We start from the raw sequence: 18636 nt of genomic DNA on the forward strand, positions 1-18636 counted from the left end.
GCGCGTTCCCGCTTTGGGGGGAGATGTCGGACAATGGCGGTGATCGCCGTTGATTCGGCTGGAAAGGGGTTCGCGATGGACGGCTCCGGGACGGCGCCGCCGCCGGACGTGGTGGACACGACCACGCCGAGCGTGGCCCGCATGTACGACTACTTCCTCGGCGGCAAGGACAACTACGCGTGCGACCGCGCCGCCGCCGAGCAGGTCAGGCAGGCGCTGCCGACGGTCGAGGGCGTCGCGCGGGCGAACCGGGCCTTCCTGCAGCGGGCGGTCCGGTTCGTCGCCGGGACCGGCATCGACCAGTTCCTCGACCTCGGCACCGGGCTGCCGACGCAGGGCAACGTGCACGAGGTCGCCCGCGCGGTGCGGCCCGGCGCGCGGGTCGCGTACGTCGACAACGACCCGCTGGTGGCCGCGCACGCGCGGGCGCTGCTCGACGCCGACGACCGGACCGCCGTCGTCCAGGCCGACCTGCGGGAGCCCGGCATGGTGCTGGAGGACGAGCAGGTGCGGCGGCTGATCGACTTCAGCCGGCCGGTGTGCGTGCTGTTCGTCGCCGTCCTGCACTTCTTCCCCGACGAGGGGAATCCGGCGGGGATCGTCCGGCGTTTCACCGATGCGTTGCCGGCCGGCAGCCACGTGGTCCTTTCGCACGCGGCGGTGGAGGAGCGGCGCAACGTGAACGTGGGGGAGACCTACCGTTCGCAGTCGGCGAACGCCGCTCTGGTCGCCCGGACGCGCGAGGAGGTGGCCGGGCTGCTGGACGGCCTGACGATCCTGGAGCCCGGAGTGGTGCCGCTGCACGAATGGCGGCCCGTCGGCGGCGAGTACGTCACCGGCGCCGGCTGGACCGCCGTCGCCCGCAAGGAGGCCTGACCGGCGCGTACGGGGGTGGGCGGTGGTGCTTTTCCCAGGTTCGCCTCGTAGCGTGAACTGGACACCGGAACCCACTGTCAGGAGACACATGAGCCGCCAACCCGCCGCCGCGCCCGTGCCGGGCGCGGGCGAGGCAGCGCAGGAACCGGAGCCGAGCGGGGGCCCCGCCTTCACCCGCGGGGCTCTCGTGAAGCTGCTGGTCCTCGGTGCGGCGCTGCTCGGCGTCGGGGTCCTGGTGGCGGTGGCGGGCGGCGCGGTGTGGGGCGACGTCAGCGCGTGGGTCGACTCGCTCGGCTGGTGGGGCCCGATCGTCTTCGCGCTCTGCTACGCGCTGGCGGTGACCGCGCTGGTGCCGGGCTCGGTGCTGAACGCCTCCGCCGGTGCGTTGTTCGGCGTCGCGGTGGGCGTGGGTTCGGTGCTGGTCGGGGCCACCGCGGGCGCCGCGCTCGCGTTCGTGCTGGCCAGGGCGCTGGGACGTCCCGCGGTGGCCCGGTACGCCGGGTCCGGGCGGCTGGCGCGGCTGGACGCCTACCTGTCGCGCCGCGCGTTCGAGTCGATCCTGGTGCTGCGGATGGTCGGGCTGTTCCCGTTCGGCGTGGTGAACTACGGCGCCGGCGTGGCGGGCGTCCGGTTCGGGCCCTACATCGCGGGCACCTTCGTCGGGATCCTCCCCGGCACCCTCGTCTACACCGGGCTCGGCAAGGCGCTGCGCGAGCCCGGTTCCCCCATGGTCTGGATAGCGCCGGTCGGGCTGGTCCTGCTCAGCGGGTTCAGCTGGTGGCTGTCGCGGTACGTCCGGTCGCGCGCCGAGCGCGCCGAGGCGGCCGGCGTGCGCGCCCTGGCCGAGGTCGACGACTAGCGCTTGACCTTCACACCGGTGTCAACCTCTAGCGTCGTGGCCGTCGAAGGGAGACGAGATGCCGGGTGCAGTGGTCATCGGGGCGGGGCCGGGGATCGGCCGGGCGGTCGCGCGGCGGTTCGCCCGCGAGGGGATGCCGATCGCCCTCATCGGACGGAACGCGGGGAAGCTCGCCGAGATCGAGGACGCCACGGCGCCCGTCGTCCGGCTGGCCGCCGACGCCGCCGACGAGACGGCGCTGCGCGGCGCCCTCGACGAGGCGGCGGCCGAGTTCGGCGTCCCGGACGCCGTGATCTACAACGCGGCGCTCGTCCGGCCCGACCGGATCGGAGAGCTGTCCGCCCGCGAGCAGCTGGACGCCTGGGCGGTCAACGTCGGCGGGGCGCTGACGGCCGCCGCCCGCGTCGCGCCGGACATGGCGCGGCGCGGGAGCGGCACGTTCATCATCACCGGCGGCATGCCGGAGCCGAAGCCCGAGTACGTCGGCCTCTCGCTCGGCAAGGCCGGGGTGCGGACGCTGGTGACCCTGCTCGACCAGGAGTACGGGCCGTCCGGCGTCCACGCGGCGAGCGTGACCGTGGACGGTCCCGTCGCCGCGGGGACCTTCTTCGACCCCGACCGCATCGCCGAGCACTACTGGCGCCTGCACGTCCAGCCGCGCGGCGAGTGGCAGCGGGAGATCGTCCACACCCCCGGCTAGGCGCACCCGGCTAGGCGGCCGTCACCAGGGGAGGCGGCCCTCGGCGTCGAAGTAGCCGCCGGTGGGGCCGTCCGGCTCGACCCGCGCCATCCGGACGATGACCTCGACGCCCTCCTCGACGGTCTGCGTGCCGGTGCGCCCGTTCAGGTCCGTGGCGGTGAACCCGGGCTCGACCGCGTTGATCCGCATCTCCGGGAACGCCTTCGCGAACTGCACCGTGATCATGTTGACCGCGGCCTTGGACGCCGGGTACGCGACGCCCGGGTAGGCGTACGCGGGCGTGCCCGGGTCGCTGACCGTCGCCAGCGAGGCGAGCCCGCTGGACACGTTCACGATGACCGGGGCCTGCGACTTCCGCAGCAGCGGCAGGAACGCGTGCGTGACGCGCACCACCCCGAACACGTTCGTCTCGAAGGACGTCCGCATCAGGTCGGCCGTGACCTCGGCGGCGCCGGGCACGCCGTTGTCGGGCAGCCGGGCCTCGATCCCGGCGTTGTTGACCAGCACGTCGAGCCCGCCGTCGGCCTCGATGGTCTCCGCGGCGGCCTCGACGGACGCGTCGTCGGTCACGTCGAGGACGACCAGCCGCGCGCCCAGCTCGTCGGCGGCGCGGCGGCCCCGCTCGGCGTCCCGGCTGCCGATGTAGACGGTGTGGCCCGCCGCGATGAGCCGCCGCGCGGTCTCGTGGCCCAGGCCCTTGTTCGCTCCGGTGATCAGTGTCGTCGTCATGTCTCCAGGTTGCGGCGCGGCGGCGCGGTCAGCCAGTCGTCCCCTCTTCCTGGGAACGGCGGTACCAGGCAGCCACGCGGTCCGGGCGGGCAGACTGGGGGCATGGCACCCGGGAAGTTCGGCAGGACGCTGCACCGCTGGCGCGACCGCGTCGCGCCCGAGGCGGCCGGGCTGCCCGCCGGCGGGCACCGCCGCACGGCCGGGCTGCGCCGGGAGGAGCTGGCGCAGCTGGCCGGGATCTCCGTCGACTACGTGACGCGCCTGGAGCAGGGCCGCGCGTCCAACCCGTCGCCGCAGGTCGTCGAGGCGCTGGCACGGGCCCTGCGGCTGTCGCCGGACGAGCGCGAGCACATGTTCCACCTCGCCGGGCTGGTGCCGCCGGGCCCGGACGCGGTGCCCGCGTACATCACCCCGAGCGTCCAGCGGCTGCTGGACCGGCTGGCCGGCACGCCCGTCGCGGTCTACGACGCGGCCTGGACGCTGCTGCTGGCCAACCCCATGTACACGGCGCTGATGGGCGACACGTCCGGGTGGCGGGGGTTCGAGCGCAACGGCGTGTGGCGCAACTTCGTCGGGCCGGAGAACCGCGTCCAGTCCACGCCGGAGGAGCGGCGCGCGTTCCTGGCGGCGCTGGTCGGCGACCTGCGCGCGACCGCCGGCCGCTACCACGCCGACCGGGGGCTGCAACGGCTGATCGCGGAGCTGCACGCGACGAGCGAGCCGTTCGCCGAGCTGTGGGACTCCGGCACCGTCGGCCGGCACGACACGTCCCGCAAGACCATCGACCATCCGCAGGTGGGCACGCTCACCCTCGACTGCGACGTGCTGAACGTGACCGGCAGCGACCTGCGCATCATGATCTACACGGCGGAGCCCGGCACCCCGGACGCCGAGCGCCTCGCGCTCCTCAGCGTCCTCGGCACCCAGTCCCTCGTCGGCTGACCACCCCCGGACGGCGCCGAGCGGGCCTCCGGAGGGCGGGAAGGGCTAGCCGGCGGCCTGGTCCGGGTCGGCCCTGGCGATGCCGCCGGACGGCCGTTCCAGGCTGGTCATGGCGGTCGTCGCGGACCCGGCGGCGGAACTCTTCGCCGAGCCGTTCGCCGAGCCGTTCGCGGAACTCTTCGCCGAGCTCCCCGCATGCTCCGGCTCGGCGGGGGCCTCGCCGTCCGCCGCGTCCGGGCTCCCGTCCATGCCGGCGTCGGTGTCGGGCGCGGTGCCCGTGTCGGGCGCGGGGGAGGGCCGCTTACGCCGGATCAGCTGGCCGCCCGCGTAGACCGTCCCGTTGCCGGCCCAGGCGAGGCCGGTCCCCAGGAGGGTGCCCATGGCCACCACGACCCCGGCCACGACGTCCAGCACGTAGTGGTTGGCGGTCACCACGACGACGATCGCGGTGACGATCGGGTGCAGCACCGCGAGCCAGCGCGCGCGGTACCGCCACAGCAGCGCCATGATCACGGCCGCCACCCAGACGGCCCAGCCCATGTGCAGGGACGGCATGGCGGCGAACTGGTCGGCCTTCACCCCGCCGGGGCTGTGGACGGTGCCGAAGCCGGCCATGGCCACCGAATCGACGAACCCCTCGTCCGGCAGCAGCCGCGGCGGCATCACCGGCAGGAGGAAGAACACCACCAGCCCGACGAGGTTCATCAGGACCAGGGAGTTGCGCGCGGGCCGGTAGACGCCGGGCCCGGCGAGGTAGCACAGCAGCAGGACGCCCATGGTGAAGCCCGTGTGCATGTGCTGGTAGATCCAGACGGCCACCTCTGACAGATCGTGATGCCGGGTCAACCATCGGTTAACGTGGAGTTCGACGTCCAGCCCGAGGTGGTCCTCTATGCTCAGCACGTCCCGGCCATGGGCGAGCGCCGGCCCGTACCGGGTGTCGGCCAGCGACCGGACGTAGCCGTAGACCTCGAGCAGCACGAAGACGATCGCCAGCTCGCCGATCAGCCACGGCCGCTTGCGGCGCGGCCGGCGGACGCCGGTGTCACGGCCGGTGCGTCGCCCCTCGGGGCGCAGGAGTAGCGCGCGGACGGCTCAGCCCTCTTTCCCACGGACGGCCCGGCGGGACCCTGCGCGAGCCGCTCAACGGCCGACCGTACATGCCTTCCGCCCCTCGTGGCACACCGGGGTCCGATCATCGCCCGCCGCCGGCCCGCGTTACGGCCTTCCCCCGGCCGGTCACCGGACGGGCGAGACACGGTCACGACGTGCTGAAAGCCAGGTCAAATAGGGTGCGGAAGGCGCTTCCCGTCGATCCGGGCCGCCGTCCGCCGGTCAAAACCGTATAACGATCGGTTTTATCGCCCGTAAGCATTGACGTACAGAAACCGATCAGATTACGGTTTTCGTTCAGCGGCGGGCGCCGCCGCTCCCCGCGCGGCGCCGTCCGCGGACAGTCCCGCCGGTGACGCCGGTCCCGGCCCTCCAGACGGAGAGATCATGAAGAGGTACTCCCCCCGGATCGCGGCCTCGGCGGCCTGCGCCGCGGCCGCGCTGGTGCTGACCGGCTGCGGAGGCGGCGGCTCGGCGAGCGGCGACGCGTCCGAACTGGACGTCGCCACGCTGACCAGCGCCCAGAGTCTGGACCCGGCCGACGCGATCGGCAGCGCGCTGCCCTACTTCCAGGCCGTCTACGACACGCTGATCAAGCGGGACGCGGACGGCTCCTACAAGCCGATGCTCGCCACCCAGTGGTCCTACGACGCGTCCAAGACCAACCTGTCGATGACCCTGCGCAGCGGCGTGAAGTTCAGCGACGGGACCGCCTTCGACGCGGCGGCGGTCAAGGCCAACATCGACCACTTCAAGAACGGCGGCGGGGGCGGCGCCAAGTACGCGAAGACGATCAAGGACGTCAAGGTCGTCGACCCCGCGCACGTGGTGCTGGAGCTCTCCCAGCCCGACCCCGGGCTGGAGTTCTACCTCAGCGACGCGGTGGGCCTCATGGCGAGCCCCGCCAAGCTCAAGGACGGCAGCCTGAAGACGGCCCCGGTCGGCACCGGCCCCTACGTCCTGGACAAGTCCAAGACCGCGGTCGGGACCAAGTACGTCTTCGACGCCAAGAAGGACTACTGGGGCGACAAGGCGAAGTTCGGCACGCTGATGATCAGCGTGTTCGACAACGAGACGGCCGTCGTCAACGGGCTGAAGACCGGGCAGATCGACAGCGCCGTGCTCCAGGACGCCGGCCAGCAGCAGGCCGTCTCCTCCGACGGCAGGCTGACCAGGACGCCGTTCACCTTCGACTTCCAGGGGCTGCTGCTGTTCGACCGGGGCGGCGCCCGCACCCCGGCGCTGAAGAAGCCCGAGGTGCGGCAGGCGATCAACTACGCGCTGGACCGCAGGACGATGCTGGACAAGATCCGGCAGGGCCGCGGCGAGATCACCGACCAGGTGTTCGGCCCGGAGACCAAGGCCTACGACAAGACCCTCGACGCCGCCTACCCGCACGACCCCGCCAAGGCCAAGCAGCTGCTCGCCGGCGCCGGATACGGGGGCGGGTTCACGCTGAAGCTGCCGCGTGTGCCGTCGATGAGCGACGCCCTGACCTCCTCGATCCAGAGCGACCTCGGCGCCGTCGGGATCAAGGTCTCCTGGGACCAGATGGACGCCGCCGGCGCCGTGCAGAAGGTCTACCGCGACCGCGCCTACTCGGCCATGGTCATGAGCATCGGGCAGTCGTCGGTCGACTGGCTGACCGTCCAGGACCTGGTGACGCCCGGCACGTTCAACATGTTCGGCACGACCGACCCGGCGGTCCAGAAGCTGCTGGGGCAGGCGCAGACGGGCGACGGCAACACGGCGGGCACCGCGCTGCGCGAGCTCAACAAGCACCTGGTCGACGAGGCCTGGTTCGCCCCCTTCTACCGGATGCAGTACCTGCTGGTGTCGGGGAGCGGCGTCAAGGCGGTGACGCAGTCCGGGATGGCCGTGCCGTCGATCTACGACTACTCGCCGGCCTCGTGACGGGCGCGGCGTCCGTCCACCGGCGCTGACATGGCGAAACGGGGGCCGTACGGGAAGGGCCAGGCCAAGCGCAAGGAGATCCTCATGGCCGCGCTGGAGGTGTTCGCGGCGGAGGGCTACCGGGGCACCTCCCTGCGCAAGGTCGCGGACCGGTGCGGCCTCAGCCTGCCCGGCCTGATGCACTACTTCGAGTCCAAGGAGGACCTCCTCACGCAGGTGCTGCGGATGCGGGACGAGACGGCCCGCCTGCGGCACCCGGACCACACCCCGGAGACCTACCGGCGGATCGTCCGGGAGGGGACGGCCACGCCCGGGCTTGTGGAGCTGTTCGTGTCCATGGCGGCGGCGGCCGGCGACCCCCGGCATCCGGCCCACGCCCACTTCGCGGAGCGCTACCCGGTGATCCGCGACCAGGTCGCCGCGTTCCTGCGCGGCCGCATGGACGAGGGCCGGATGCGCTCGGACGTCCCGCCCGACCGGCTCGCGGCGCTGTTCGTCGCGGTCGCCGACGGCATCCAGATGCAGTGGCTGGTCGATCGCTCCATGGACATGGAGCAGCCGATCGGGGACGTGATGCGGCTGCTGGGCACCGCCGGCGCCCCCGCGGAAGGAAGAGGCCGATGCTGAGGTTCGTGGCGCGGAGACTCGTGTCGGGAGCGGTGCTCCTGCTCGTCATCTCCCTGCTGTCCTACCTGCTGCTGTCGATCCCCGACAACGACGTCGGGCGCCAGCTGCTCGGGCAGGGCGCGGAGCAGTCGGCGGTCGAGGCCAAGAACGCCTCGCTGGGGCTCGACCGGCCGGTGCTGGTGCAGTACGCCGACTGGCTGTCGCACGCCGTCCGCGGCGATCTGGGCACGTCCTGGTTCACCAGCGAGGACGTGACGCAGACGATCGCCAACCGGCTGCCGGTGACCATCAGCCTGATGCTCGGCGTCACGCTGGTGACGGCCGTCGTGTCGTTCCTGCTGGGCGTGTGGGCCGGGGTGCGGCGCGGCGTCGCCGACCGGTTCGTGCAGGTGCTGGGCGTCGCCGGGTACGCGCTGCCGGGCTTCCTGGTGACGCTGGTCCTGGTGCTCGTCTTCGCGGTGAAGCTCGACTGGTTCCCCGCGATCGGCTACACGCCCATCGACGAGTCGCCGGGCGGCTGGCTGTCCACGATCACGCTGCCGGTGGCGTCGCTGTCGGTCGCGTCGGTCGCGGGCGTGTCGCAGCAGGTGCGGGGCGCGGTCATCGACGTCCTGCGCCAGGACTACATCCGGACGCTGCGCGCCCGCGGGCTGTCGGCACCGCGGATCGTGTTCAAGCACGTGCTGCGCAACGCCTCCGCGCCCGCGCTGGTGCTGCTCGGCCTGCAGTTCATCGGGCTGCTCGGCGGCGCCGTGCTGGTCGAGCAGATCTTCGGGCTGCCCGGCATCGGCAGCATGACCGTCTCCTACACCGCGCGCGGCGACATCCCGGTGGTCATGGCGCTGGTCATGCTCACGGTCATCGGGGTCGTCCTGATCAACCTGGTGACCGACGTCCTGATCGGCTGGCTGAACCCGAAGGCGAGACTCTCATGAGCGGGATTGTCGAGGTCGGGGCCGCGGGCGGGGGCACGGGCGGGGACACGGGCGGGGGCGTCGCGGTCCGGCGGCGGGGCGCCCTGCGCCGGCTGCTGACCAACCCGCTCGGCGCCGTGTCCCTCGTCCTGCTGGCGCTGCTGGTGCTGGCCGTGGCGCTGGCGCCGCTGCTCGCCCCGCAGGGCCCGCAGACCGCCTCGCTCGGCGACGCGTTCGCGGGGGCCAGCGGCGCGCACCCGCTCGGGATGGACTCGGCGGGCCGCGACATCCTGTCCCGCGTCCTGTACGGCGGGCGCAATACGCTCGGCGGCGCCGTCCTCAGCGTGGCCATCGCGCTGCTGCTGGGCGTGCCGTCCGGGCTGTTCGCCGGCTACTACGCGGGCAAGTTCGACTCGGCCGCCACCTGGGTCGCCAACCTGGTGATGGCGCTGCCCGCCATGGTGGTGCTGCTGGCGTCCCGCGCGATCCTCGGCTCCAACCCGTGGGTCCTGATGATCGTGCTCGGGTTCCTCGTCGCCCCGCAGTTCTTCCGCATGGTGCGCGGGATCGTCGCGGACGTGCGGGGCGAGGCGTACGTGGACGCGGCGCGGGTGTCCGGGCTGTCGGACACCCGGATCGTCGTCCGGCACGTCCTGACCGTGGTGCGCGGGCCCGTCATCATCCAGGTCGCCCTGGTCGCCGGGCTCGCCATCGGCCTGCAGGCCGGCCTGGAGTTCCTCGGCGTGGGCAGCGGCTCCACCGCGACCTGGGGCGCGATGCTCAACGAGGCGTTCCAGAACATCCAGCGCGCCCCGATCCTGATGCTGTGGCCGGGGCTGGCGCTCGGCGTGACCAGTGGCGCGCTCGTCCTGCTGGCCACCGCCCTGCGGGACGCCCTGGAGGACCGAGCCGGGACCCCGGCGCGTCCCCGCCGGCGCCGCGCCGCCGCCGCGCCCGTTGCTGAAACCGCGAGCGGCGAACGGGCCGAACTGCTGTCGATCCGCGGGCTGGCCGTCGCCTATGCCCGTCCCGACGGCACCGAGGCCGAGGTCGTCCACGGCATCGACCTGGACGTGCGTCCGGGCGAGATCGTCGGGCTGGTCGGCGAGTCGGGCTCCGGGAAGACGCAGACCGCGTTCTCGGTGCTCGGGATCCTGCCGGACGGCGGGCGCGTCAGCCGCGGCAGCGTCATCGTCGCGGGCCAGGAAGTGGCCGGGCTGTCCGAGCGGCGGCACCGCGCGCTGCGCGGCACGACCGTCGCGTACGTGCCGCAGGAGCCGATGAGCAACCTCGACCCGGCGTTCACCATCGGCAGCCAGCTCACCGAGCTGATGCGGCACGTCATGGGCCTGTCCCGCAAGCAGGCCGCCGAGCGCGCCCTGGAGCTGCTCCGCATGGTCGACATCCCCGACCCCGAGCAGGTGCTGCGCCGCTACCCGCACCAGATCTCCGGCGGCATGGCGCAGCGGGTCCTCATCGCCGGGGCGATGTCCTGCGACCCGGAGCTGCTCATCGCCGACGAGCCCACCACCGCGCTGGACGTCCGCGTCCAGGCCGAGATCCTCGACCTGCTGCGCCGCCTCCAAGCCGAACGCGGCCTCGGCGTCCTGCTCGTCACCCACAACCTCGGCGTCGTCGCCGACCTGTGCGACCGCGTCGCGGTGATGAACGCGGGGCGGATCGTGGAGACCGGCGCCACCGACCGGGTCCTGCGCGACCCGAAGGACCCCTACACCCGCCGGCTGCTGGACGCCGTCCTGGACGACGCGCCCCCGCGCGCGCCCTGGCGGCCCGCCGAAGCGAGGAGCGAGACCGCGTGAACACCGCATCCCCGAACGGCACCGCATCCCCGAACGGCGAGGCGCTGCTGTCGCTGCGCGACGTCCGCGTGTCCTTCCCCGGCAAGCGGCGCCGCGCCCGCACCGAGGTGCTGAAGGGCATCGACCTGGACGTCCGGCCCGCCGAGACGCTCGGGCTCGTCGGCGAGTCCGGGTCCGGGAAGACCACGATCGGCCGGGCGATCCTCGGCCTGGTCCCCGTCGCGTCCGGCACGATCACCTTCGGCGGCGAGCGCATCGACACCGCGTCCGCCGCCCGCCGGCGCGCCCTCAGCCGCGACCTCCAGGTGATCTTCCAGGACCCCTACACGTCCCTGAACCCGTCGCTGACCATCGGTGACACCCTCGCCGAACCCCTCATCGCCCAGGGCGGCGACGCCCGCGGCACCCGCGCCCGCATCGCCGCGCTGCTGGACCGCGTCCACCTGCCCGCCGACGCAGCCGACCGCCTCCCGCGCGAGTTCTCCGGCGGCCAGCGCCAGCGGATCGCCATCGCCCGCGCGCTCGCGCTCCGGCCCCGGCTGATCGTCTGCGACGAGCCCGTCTCCGCGCTGGACCTCACCACCCAGCGCACCATCCTCGACCTGCTGCTGGAGATCCAGGACGACACCGCCGTCGCCTACCTGTTCATCTCGCACGACCTGTCCGTCGTGCGCGCCATGAGCCACCGCGTCGCCGTCATCCACCACGGCCTGATCGTGGAGACGGGCGAGTCCGCCCAGGTCACCACCGCCCCCGAACACCCCTACACGCGCACGCTCCTCCTCTCGGCCCCGGTCGCCGACGTGGCCGAGCAACGCCGCCGCCGCGAGCGCCGCGCGGAGGCGTCGCCGGAGCGTTAGCTCCGCGGGGCCGAGGCGTGGTCGTAGTCGTGCCGGGCCCGCTCGACCGTGCCGAGGTTGGCGGCGGCCCATTCGGCGAGGTGGGCGAACAGCGGGGCGAGGCTGCGGCCGAGGTCGCTGATCTCGTACTCGACCCGGGGCGGGACCTCGGGGTGGTACGTGCGCACGACCAGGCCGTCGCGCTCGAGCTGCCGCAGGCGCTGGGTCAGCACCTTCGGGGTGATCGTGGTGATCCGCCGCTGCAGTTCGACGAAGCGCTGCCGGCCGTGCTCGTTGAGGGTCCACAGGATCGGGGTGGTCCACCGGCTGAAGACGATGTCGACCACCGGGGCGATCGGGCAGGCCTGCTCGGGGTCGGCCGATGCGGTGGCCGGCTTCCATGTCGTCTCGCCCATGCGGATGCCCCTCCGGGATAGTCACTTTCTCCTAGGTACCTACTATATCCAGGATGTTAGCGTCCTCGACGTTGTGACGGACCGCTCGCCCGAGCGGTCGGACGGCAGGAGGACGACCATGATCGTTGTGACCGGAGCGACCGGCAACGTCGGTGGCGCGCTGGTGCGGGTGCTCGCGGAGGCGGGCGAGAAGGTGACCGCCACGTCCCGGAACATCGCCGAGGCCGACGCGCCCCGCGGCGTCGAGCACCGCCGGGCGGACCTCGCCGACGCCGCGAGCCTGCGCCCGGTGTTCGACGGTGCCGACGCGCTGTTCCTGCAGAGCGGCGGCGCCAGTGCCCACACGCTGGACGTGGGCGCGATCCTCGACGCGGCCGAGGCCGGTGGTGTCGGGCGGGTGGTGCTGCTGTCCTCGCAGGGCGTGGCGACCCGACCGGAGTCGGCGTCGCACGGAGTGCTGGGGCTGTCCATCGAGGAGGCGGTGCGGGGGTCGGGCCTGGACTGGACGATCCTGCGGCCGGGCAACTTCGCGTCCAACAGCTACGCCTGGGCCGCGTCGGTGCGCGCCGAGCGGACCGTCGCGGCGCCGTTCGGGGACGTCGGCCTGCCGGCCATCGACCCGGGCGACATCGCCGAGGTCGCGGCCGCGGCGCTGCGCGAGGACGGTCACGCCGGGCGGATCTACGAGCTGACCGGTCCTGCCCCGGTGACGCCCCGGCAGCAGGCCGAGGCGATCGGGGCCGCGCTGGGCGAGCCGGTCCGGTTCGTCGAGCTGGCCCCGGACCAGGCGCGGGAGCGGATGCTGGCCTTCATGCCGGCGGACGTGGTGGAGACCACCCTGGCCATCCTGGGCGCGCCCACCCCGGCCGAGCGGAGGGTCGGCCCCGATGTCGAGAAGGTGCTGGGGCGGGCGCCGCGCGCGTACGCCGACTGGGCCCGCGCCAACGCCGCCGCCTTCCGCTGATCCGCGCGCGGGTCCTGCGGGGCCTCCGGCCGCCCGCGGAGGGCGGCCGGAGCGTCGTCGGATTGTTAGAACGTGTTCTTGTCTTGCGCGGGCGGAGCGGTCAGGCTGGGGCGCATGGACCTGGAAGCCCTGGAAGAGATCCGCCGGCTCAAGCACCGCTACCTGCGCTGCGTCGACCTCAAGCAGTGGGACGAGTTCGCCGGCCTGTTCGCCGACGGCGCCGTCGCCGAGTACGACACCCCCGTGCTCGGCAGCACCCTGCGGCTGGAGGGGCGGGCCGCGATCGTCGACTACATGCGCGCCAACCTGGGGTCCGACAAGATCAGCGCGCACACCGCGGGCTCTCCGGAGATCGACCTGGACGGGGACCGGGCGACCGGCGTCTGGTCGCTCGACGACACCATCATCATCCCCGAGCACCGGCTGCTCATCCGCGGCGCCGCGTTCTACCACGACGTCTACCGGCGCGGCGGCGACGGCCAATGGCTCGTCGAGAAGACCGGGCACAAGCGCACCTACGAGTACATGGTGTCGCTGGACGACGTCCCGAGCCTGAAGTTCACCACCCCCGTCGACGGCTCCCGGTGATCGGGACCCGTCCGTTGACCCGGAGATAGAACGCGTTCTAGCGTCCGTCCCCAGCACCGCCCGCCGCACGTGCCGGCGCGCCCATGAACTCGCGTCCCCAGGAGAGCCCGGTGGCCACCGACGCAACAGACCGTTCCGACGCCGCGACGCGCCCGTTCGCCGACGCGGTCGTCGAGGCGGAGCAGATCATCCGCAACGCGCCGCACGTCAAGACCGACCAGGACCTCGCCGAGGGCCTGGACTACCTCGCGGGCAGCATCAAGGCGTGCCTGCACATGGTCGGCGCCTACCAGCACGACCACCCGTACTTCGCCTCGTCCACCGGCCCGTACACCAAGCTGGGCCTGGACAACCCCGACACGCTGTACTTCCACGCCTACATCAGGGACGACGCCGAGTACGTCGTCACCGGGCGTCGGGGCACCACCGCCGACCTCAGCTTCCAGATCATGAACGGCGACTACTCGCCGACGCAGTCGCCCGACAGCCTCACCGCGTTCGACGACCGGAAGCTGAACATCGCCGAGGACGGCTCGTTCCGGCTGACGTTCGGCCCGCCGAAGGACGGCGCCGGGGACGACTACGTCGCGGTCGCCCCCGGGTCCGCGATGCTGATCGTCCGCGAGGTGTTCAGCGACTGGGAGAACGAGAAGACGGGCGAGATCCGCATCCACCGCGCCGACACGCTCGGCACGTCCCCGGAGCCCGTCCCGTCCGACCGGATGGCGCGGCGTTACGCGGTCGCGGGGAAGATGCTGGTGTCCAGGATCAAGACGTTCCTGGCCTTTCCCGAATGGCATTACCTGCAGTTGCCGGTCAACACCCTGACCGAGCCGCGGTCGACGCCCGGCGGGCTCTCGACGCAGTTCTCGTCCGTCGGCCATTACGACCTGGACGACGACGAGGTCATGGTCATCACCGCGCCCGCCGCCGACCCGTCGGTGGCGCCGTACATGGGCTTCCAGCTCGGCAGCATGTGGTACATCTCGCTGGACTACATCAACCACCAGACGAGCCTCACCCGCGACCAGGCGCGCGTGGACGGGGACGGGAAGATCCGCTACATCGTCAGCGAGCGCGATCCCGGACTCGCCAACTGGATCGAGCGGACCGGCCACCGCCGTGGCTATCTGCAGTTCCGCTGGCAGCGGCTCGCCCGCGACCTGTCGCCGGACGACGGCCCGACCGCCGAAATCGTCAAGTTCGACGACCTGCCCCGCGTTCTCCCGTACTACGAGAAGCAGCGCGTCACCGCGGAGGAATGGGCCGAGCGGATCGCCGCCCGCCAGGTCGCCGTCGCGCGAAGGATGCTCGGCTGATGGCATCGGAACTGCTGAAGGACAAGGTCGTCGTCGTTTCCGGTATCGGCCCCGGACTGGGACGCGGCCTCGCCCTGCAATGCGCCAAGGCGGGCGCGGACATCGTGCTCGCGGCCCGCAACGAGACCCGGCTCGCCGAGGTCGCCAAGGAGGTCGAGGACCTCGGCCGCCGCGCCGTCGCCGTGCCGACCGACATCAACGACCCGGCGGCCTGCGAAAGGCTCGTGGAAACGGCGCGGACGTCGTTCGGACGGGTCGACGGGCTCGTCAACAACGCCTTCGCCACGCCGCCGCTGCGCGATCTGATGAAGGTCGACATCGACGCCGTCCGCACCGGGTTCGAGACGAACGTCCTCGCCGCCCTCCGGCTGACCAGGCTGCTCGTCCCCGACCTGGAGGAGCGCGGCGGCTCCGTCGTGATGATCAACTCGGCGGTGCTGCGGCATTCGCGGCGCACCTTCGGCGCCTACAAGATGGCCAAGGCCGCGCTTCTGGCGATGACGCAGAACCTCTCCACCGAACTGGGGCCGCGCGGCATCCGGGTCAACACGATCGCGCCCGGCTACATCTGGGCCGACAACCTCCAGTGGTACTTCAACCATCTCGCCGAGAAGCGCGGCGTCCCGATGCAGCAGGTGTACGACGAGAACGCGGCCACCACCGACCTGCGCAAACTGCCGGAACCCGACGAGGTCGCCGACGCCGTGGTGTTCATGCTGTCGCCGCTGGCCCGCGCGGTCACCGGGCAATGCCTGGACGTCAACTCCGGCGAATGGCACCACTAGAAAGGCCCCGTGTTGAGGAAGGCACAGCGATGAGCGCAGGCCGCGACGGCGTCGGCACGGTCGAGGACCTCCACGCGTCCGCGAGCAGGGTCACCGGCATGGCGGAGTTCGGCGACGACGACTACCTCGACGGGCTGAAAGTCCTCCTGGAATCGTTGACGAAGGACGCCGGGCTCACCCCGGTCGGCAACAAGGCGCAGCGGGCGATGCTGCGCGGCGCGCTCGCCGCCCGCCAGTTCTCCGAAGCGGCCTGGAAACGGCACCCCGAACACGCGGACGTGCCGATCGAGCGTCCGGTCTTCGTCACCGGCCTGCCCCGCACCGGCACCACGGCCTTGCACCGCCTTCTGACCGCCGACCCGGCCCACCAGGGCCTGGACCTGTGGCTCGCGGAAGTTCCGCAGCCCCGGCCGCCCCGAGAGAAATGGGCGGACGACCCCGTCTTCCAGGCGATCGACGCCGGATACCGCCGGCACCACATTGAGAACCCCGAATTCATGGGCGTCCACTACATCTCGGCGGACTCGGTCGAGGAATGCTGGCAACTGCTCCGGCAGAACATGCTGTCGATCTCGTTCGAATGCCTGGCGCACCTGCCGACGTACTCGTCCTGGCTCGCCGGGCAGGACTGGACGCCCGCCTACGCCCGGCACCGCCGCAACCTCCAGCTCATCGGGCTGAACGACGCCGGCCGCCGCTGGGTGCTGAAGAACCCGAGCCACCTGTTCGCGCTGGACGCGCTCATGGACGCCTACCCCGACGCCCTCATCATCCAGACGCACCGGACGCCGCGCACCGCCATGGCGTCCATGTGCAGCCTCGCCGCGCACGCCACCGACGGCTGGTCCGAGGTGTTCACCGGCGCCACGATCGGCCGCGACCAGCTCGACCTGTGGAGCCGCGGCCTGGACGCGTTCCGCGCCGAACGCGCGAAGCACGACCCCGCGCAGTTCGCCGACGTCCACTACGACGACTTCGTCCGCGACCCGATCGGCACCGTCGAATCCGTCTACGCGCACTTCGGCCTGCCGTTCACCGCCGAGGCCCGCGCGGCGATGGCGGACCTCCACACCGAGAGCACCACCAGCGCCGCCAAGCCGGCGCACCGCTACTCCCTGGAGGACTTCGGCCTGACCGCCGCCGAGGTCGACGCCCGCTTCGCCGACTACATGAGCGACCTGCGCAACTGACCCGTCTGCGGACGGCGGGCGCGCCGGGAACCATCGCTCAATTACTACAGTTGTAGGAACGAGTGCGGACGGTCCGCACGGCGACGTGAGGGAAACGATGGCTCTCTGGAACAGGCTCCGCGAATCCACCCAGACGATGCAGGCGCAGCTGCTCACCAAGAAGAACGAACTGACGAGCGGAGCGTTCCGTGACGCGAGCATGGCCATGTGCGCGCTGGTCGCGGCGGCCGACGGCAGCGTCGACGCGGCCGAGCGGCAGCGGACGGCGTCGCTGATCATGGGCAACGAGGTGCTGCAGAACTTCCCGGCCGACGACCTGCAGCGCCGCTTCAACGACTACGTCGCGAAGCTGACCGCCGACTTCGACTTCGGCAAGGTCGCGGTGCTGCAGGACATCGGCAAGGTGAAGAAGAAGCCGGCCGAGGCGCGCGCCGTCATCCAGATCGGCATCGTCATCGGCGGCGCGGACGGCGACTTCGACGACGCCGAGAAGGCGATCGTCCGCGAGGCGTGCTTCGCCGTCGGCCTCCCGCCCGCCGAATTCGAGCTGTAGTCACCGCCCGGCCGGCCGGGGCGCGGCGAACGTGGCGGCCCACGGCTCGTTCCCGATCTCCAGGGCGTTGATCAGCTGGCCGATCATCCGGTACCACCCGGCGAGAACGAGCAGCTCCAGCAGCTGGGGCTCGTCGTAGGACGCGGCGAGCCCGTCCCACGTCTCCTGCGACAGCCCGGCGGAGTCGTGCAGCTCGTCGACGGCCCGCACGAGCACCCGCTCCCGCGCCGACCAGGGGGCCGGGTCCCCCGACACGGTCGCGTCGATCTGCTCCGCCGTCAGGCCGGCCGCTTCCCCGAACCCCGCGACGTGCACGCCCCACTCGTACTCGCATCCGGCCCGCGCGCACGTCCGGTCGATGACGATCTCGCGGTCCCGCGCGGGCAGCCGCCCGTGCGCCAGCAGGCCCGCGCCGAGGACCCGCATCCGCGACGCCAGCTCGGGGTTGCGGTGCAGGACGCGGAACAGGGCCAGCGGCTCGTGCGCCACGCCGGGCGGCATCCACTTGCGCAGTGCCTGGTCGATCTCCGGTGCGTACGGGGGTTCGAGCGGTGCGATGCGCGCCATGACGCCTCCCTGGAGTGCTTCGTTTTCAGAAGCATCATCGCGCTTCGAAAACAGAAGCACAAGGCCCCGGCGTCACTCCAGCTCCGCCGCCCACCGCTCGGACCAGCGCGACAGCGGTCCGAGCGCCTCCCGCGCGTCCGCGCCGAGCGGGGTGAGCTCGTACCGCCCGTCATCGGCCTGCCGGACGAGCCCCGCCTCGGCGAGCTCGACCAGCCGCTGCCGCAGCACGCTCGACGACATCGCGTCGCAGCGCTGCTGCAGCGGCCGGAACCCGAGCGGCCCCTCGTGCAGCTCCCACACGATCCGCAGCGTCCACCGCCGCCCGAACAGGTCGAGCGCCGCCATGATCGGCCGCCCCGACGCCGACCCCCGCACGGGCCTGCCCGGCCTCGCCATGCCCACCCCCACATTTCGTTTTCCGAAACGCTACCGCCCGCGGCGCAGGGCGTGGGGTGTCACGGGTTCAGGAACCGTTCCACCATTCCAAATTCGCGGCCGCGTGGGCCACCGGCTCGATGTTCTCCCAGCATTCGGCGATCAGCCCGTCCTCGATCCGCCAGATGTCGACGACCGCGATCTCCGGGCCCCCGTCGGGGAGCCGCCGCCGGGAGTGCAGCACGACGTGGTCGCCGTCCGCCAGCAGGTGCCGGACCTCGACCTGCATGCGGGCGAGCGGGCCGGTGAGCGTCGTCTGCACGGCGGCGAGCCATTCCGCCTTGGTCGAGGAGGTCGCGTCCGGACGGTGGTGGACGAAGCCGTCGCTCAGCAGCGGTGCGAGCGTTTCCACGCCGCCCGTCTCGATCAGTTCCGCCAGTGCCCGCTGAATGATGCCCTTGTTCTCGTTGGTCATGGGTGCAGTCTTTCCACGGCCGCGGGAATTGTCGATGAAATCGCATTTCATGGCGTCCGGCGCCACGATGA

21 protein-coding genes are annotated in these 18636 nt (G+C 72.2%); 15 read left to right on the forward strand and 6 right to left on the reverse strand.

The genetic code is table 11. The features are described from left to right. Window positions 1-75 precede the first annotated feature (75 nt). The 3 genes from ABD296_RS19955 to ABD296_RS19965 all read left to right on the forward strand — a co-directional run bounded on the left by ABD296_RS19955 (window position 76) and on the right by ABD296_RS19965 (window position 2435). Complete coding sequence (locus ABD296_RS19955) at window positions 76-876, forward strand: SAM-dependent methyltransferase (protein ID WP_344268939.1); 801 nt, start codon at window positions 76-78, stop codon at window positions 874-876. An 88-nt stretch (window positions 877-964) separates the two neighbouring features. After that, window positions 965-1735, forward strand: coding sequence for a TVP38/TMEM64 family protein (locus ABD296_RS19960; protein ID WP_344268942.1), 771 nt, complete (start codon window positions 965-967; stop codon window positions 1733-1735). A 58-nt stretch (window positions 1736-1793) separates the two neighbouring features. Next, window positions 1794-2435, forward strand: coding sequence for an SDR family NAD(P)-dependent oxidoreductase (locus ABD296_RS19965; protein WP_344268945.1), 642 nt, complete (start codon window positions 1794-1796; stop codon window positions 2433-2435). 21 nt (window positions 2436-2456) lie between these two features. Here the strand turns inward: ABD296_RS19965 and ABD296_RS19970 are convergent, their stop codons facing one another. Next, a complete protein-coding gene (locus ABD296_RS19970; RefSeq protein ID WP_344268948.1) occupies window positions 2457-3164 on the reverse strand; it encodes an SDR family NAD(P)-dependent oxidoreductase in 708 nt (235 codons plus the stop codon). Between the two features lie 102 nt (window positions 3165-3266). Between ABD296_RS19970 and ABD296_RS19975 the strand changes: the two genes are divergently transcribed. Beyond that, complete coding sequence (locus ABD296_RS19975; protein WP_344268951.1) at window positions 3267-4106, forward strand: helix-turn-helix transcriptional regulator; 840 nt, start codon at window positions 3267-3269, stop codon at window positions 4104-4106. Window positions 4107-4151: 45 nt separating this feature from the next. Here ABD296_RS19975 and ABD296_RS19980 read toward each other — a convergent pair whose 3' ends face one another. Beyond that, complete coding sequence (locus ABD296_RS19980) at window positions 4152-5087, reverse strand: phosphatase PAP2 family protein (RefSeq protein WP_344268954.1); 936 nt, start codon at window positions 5085-5087, stop codon at window positions 4152-4154. A 519-nt stretch (window positions 5088-5606) separates the two neighbouring features. Between ABD296_RS19980 and ABD296_RS19985 the strand changes: the two genes are divergently transcribed. Genes ABD296_RS19985 through ABD296_RS20005 form a run of 5 tightly spaced genes read left to right on the forward strand, consistent with a single transcriptional unit; the run spans window position 5607 to window position 11354 of the window. Next, window positions 5607-7133, forward strand: a complete 1527-nt coding sequence (locus ABD296_RS19985) for an ABC transporter substrate-binding protein (protein WP_344268956.1) — start codon at window positions 5607-5609, stop codon at window positions 7131-7133. Window positions 7134-7163: 30 nt separating this feature from the next. Next, window positions 7164-7760 carry a TetR/AcrR family transcriptional regulator gene (locus ABD296_RS19990; protein WP_344268959.1) on the forward strand — a complete coding sequence of 199 codons (597 nt, stop codon included), beginning with the start codon at window positions 7164-7166 and terminating at the stop codon, window positions 7758-7760. Further along, window positions 7754-8695 (forward strand): ABC transporter permease, encoded by a 942-nt coding sequence (locus tag ABD296_RS19995; RefSeq protein WP_344268961.1) that lies wholly within the window; start codon window positions 7754-7756, stop codon window positions 8693-8695. The genes ABD296_RS19990 and ABD296_RS19995 overlap by 7 nt, the downstream gene beginning before the upstream one ends. Next, entirely contained in the window at window positions 8692-10494 is a 1803-nt protein-coding gene (locus ABD296_RS20000; protein WP_344268963.1) for a dipeptide/oligopeptide/nickel ABC transporter permease/ATP-binding protein, read from the forward strand. The genes ABD296_RS19995 and ABD296_RS20000 overlap by 4 nt, the downstream gene beginning before the upstream one ends. Next, window positions 10491-11354: an ATP-binding cassette domain-containing protein gene (locus ABD296_RS20005; protein ID WP_344268965.1), complete on the forward strand. Its 864-nt coding sequence runs from the start codon at window positions 10491-10493 to the stop codon at window positions 11352-11354. The genes ABD296_RS20000 and ABD296_RS20005 overlap by 4 nt, the downstream gene beginning before the upstream one ends. On the opposite strand, the gene ABD296_RS20010 is transcribed toward ABD296_RS20005, so the two are convergent. Continuing rightward, window positions 11351-11749, reverse strand: a complete 399-nt coding sequence (locus ABD296_RS20010) for a winged helix-turn-helix transcriptional regulator (RefSeq protein WP_344268967.1) — start codon at window positions 11747-11749, stop codon at window positions 11351-11353. The two genes, ABD296_RS20005 and ABD296_RS20010, sit on opposite strands and share 4 nt — an antisense overlap. Before the next feature lie 118 nt (window positions 11750-11867). On the opposite strand from ABD296_RS20010, the gene ABD296_RS20015 reads away from it, so the two are divergent. The 6 genes from ABD296_RS20015 to ABD296_RS20040 all read left to right on the forward strand — a co-directional run bounded on the left by ABD296_RS20015 (window position 11868) and on the right by ABD296_RS20040 (window position 17148). Beyond that, window positions 11868-12713 (forward strand): NAD(P)H-binding protein, encoded by an 846-nt coding sequence (locus ABD296_RS20015; protein ID WP_344268969.1) that lies wholly within the window; start codon window positions 11868-11870, stop codon window positions 12711-12713. A gap of 114 nt (window positions 12714-12827) precedes the next feature. Beyond that, on the forward strand, window positions 12828-13301 hold the full coding sequence (locus tag ABD296_RS20020; RefSeq protein ID WP_344268972.1) for a nuclear transport factor 2 family protein: 474 nt from the start codon (window positions 12828-12830) through the stop codon (window positions 13299-13301). 110 nt (window positions 13302-13411) lie between these two features. After that, complete coding sequence (locus tag ABD296_RS20025; protein ID WP_344268975.1) at window positions 13412-14620, forward strand: hypothetical protein; 1209 nt, start codon at window positions 13412-13414, stop codon at window positions 14618-14620. Beyond that, a complete protein-coding gene (locus ABD296_RS20030; RefSeq protein ID WP_344268976.1) occupies window positions 14620-15405 on the forward strand; it encodes an SDR family oxidoreductase in 786 nt (261 codons plus the stop codon). The genes ABD296_RS20025 and ABD296_RS20030 overlap by 1 nt, the downstream gene beginning before the upstream one ends. Before the next feature lie 29 nt (window positions 15406-15434). After that, entirely contained in the window at window positions 15435-16595 is a 1161-nt protein-coding gene (locus ABD296_RS20035; protein WP_344268979.1) for a sulfotransferase family protein, read from the forward strand. A 97-nt stretch (window positions 16596-16692) separates the two neighbouring features. Continuing rightward, window positions 16693-17148, forward strand: coding sequence for a tellurite resistance TerB family protein (locus ABD296_RS20040; protein WP_344268982.1), 456 nt, complete (start codon window positions 16693-16695; stop codon window positions 17146-17148). Here ABD296_RS20040 and ABD296_RS20045 read toward each other — a convergent pair whose 3' ends face one another. The 3 genes from ABD296_RS20045 to ABD296_RS20055 all read right to left on the reverse strand — a co-directional run bounded on the left by ABD296_RS20045 (window position 17149) and on the right by ABD296_RS20055 (window position 18565). Continuing rightward, window positions 17149-17715: a carboxymuconolactone decarboxylase family protein gene (locus ABD296_RS20045; protein WP_344268985.1), complete on the reverse strand. Its 567-nt coding sequence runs from the start codon at window positions 17713-17715 to the stop codon at window positions 17149-17151. Window positions 17716-17787: 72 nt separating this feature from the next. Beyond that, window positions 17788-18060 carry a winged helix-turn-helix transcriptional regulator gene (locus tag ABD296_RS20050; protein WP_344268987.1) on the reverse strand — a complete coding sequence of 91 codons (273 nt, stop codon included), beginning with the start codon at window positions 18058-18060 and terminating at the stop codon, window positions 17788-17790. A gap of 118 nt (window positions 18061-18178) precedes the next feature. Then, window positions 18179-18565 (reverse strand): nuclear transport factor 2 family protein, encoded by a 387-nt coding sequence (locus ABD296_RS20055; RefSeq protein ID WP_344268990.1) that lies wholly within the window; start codon window positions 18563-18565, stop codon window positions 18179-18181. Window positions 18566-18636: the final 71 nt, after the last annotated feature.

It is taken from the genome of Actinomadura napierensis (assembly GCF_039529375.1).
GTDB lineage: Bacteria > Actinomycetota > Actinomycetes > Streptosporangiales > Streptosporangiaceae > Spirillospora > Spirillospora napierensis.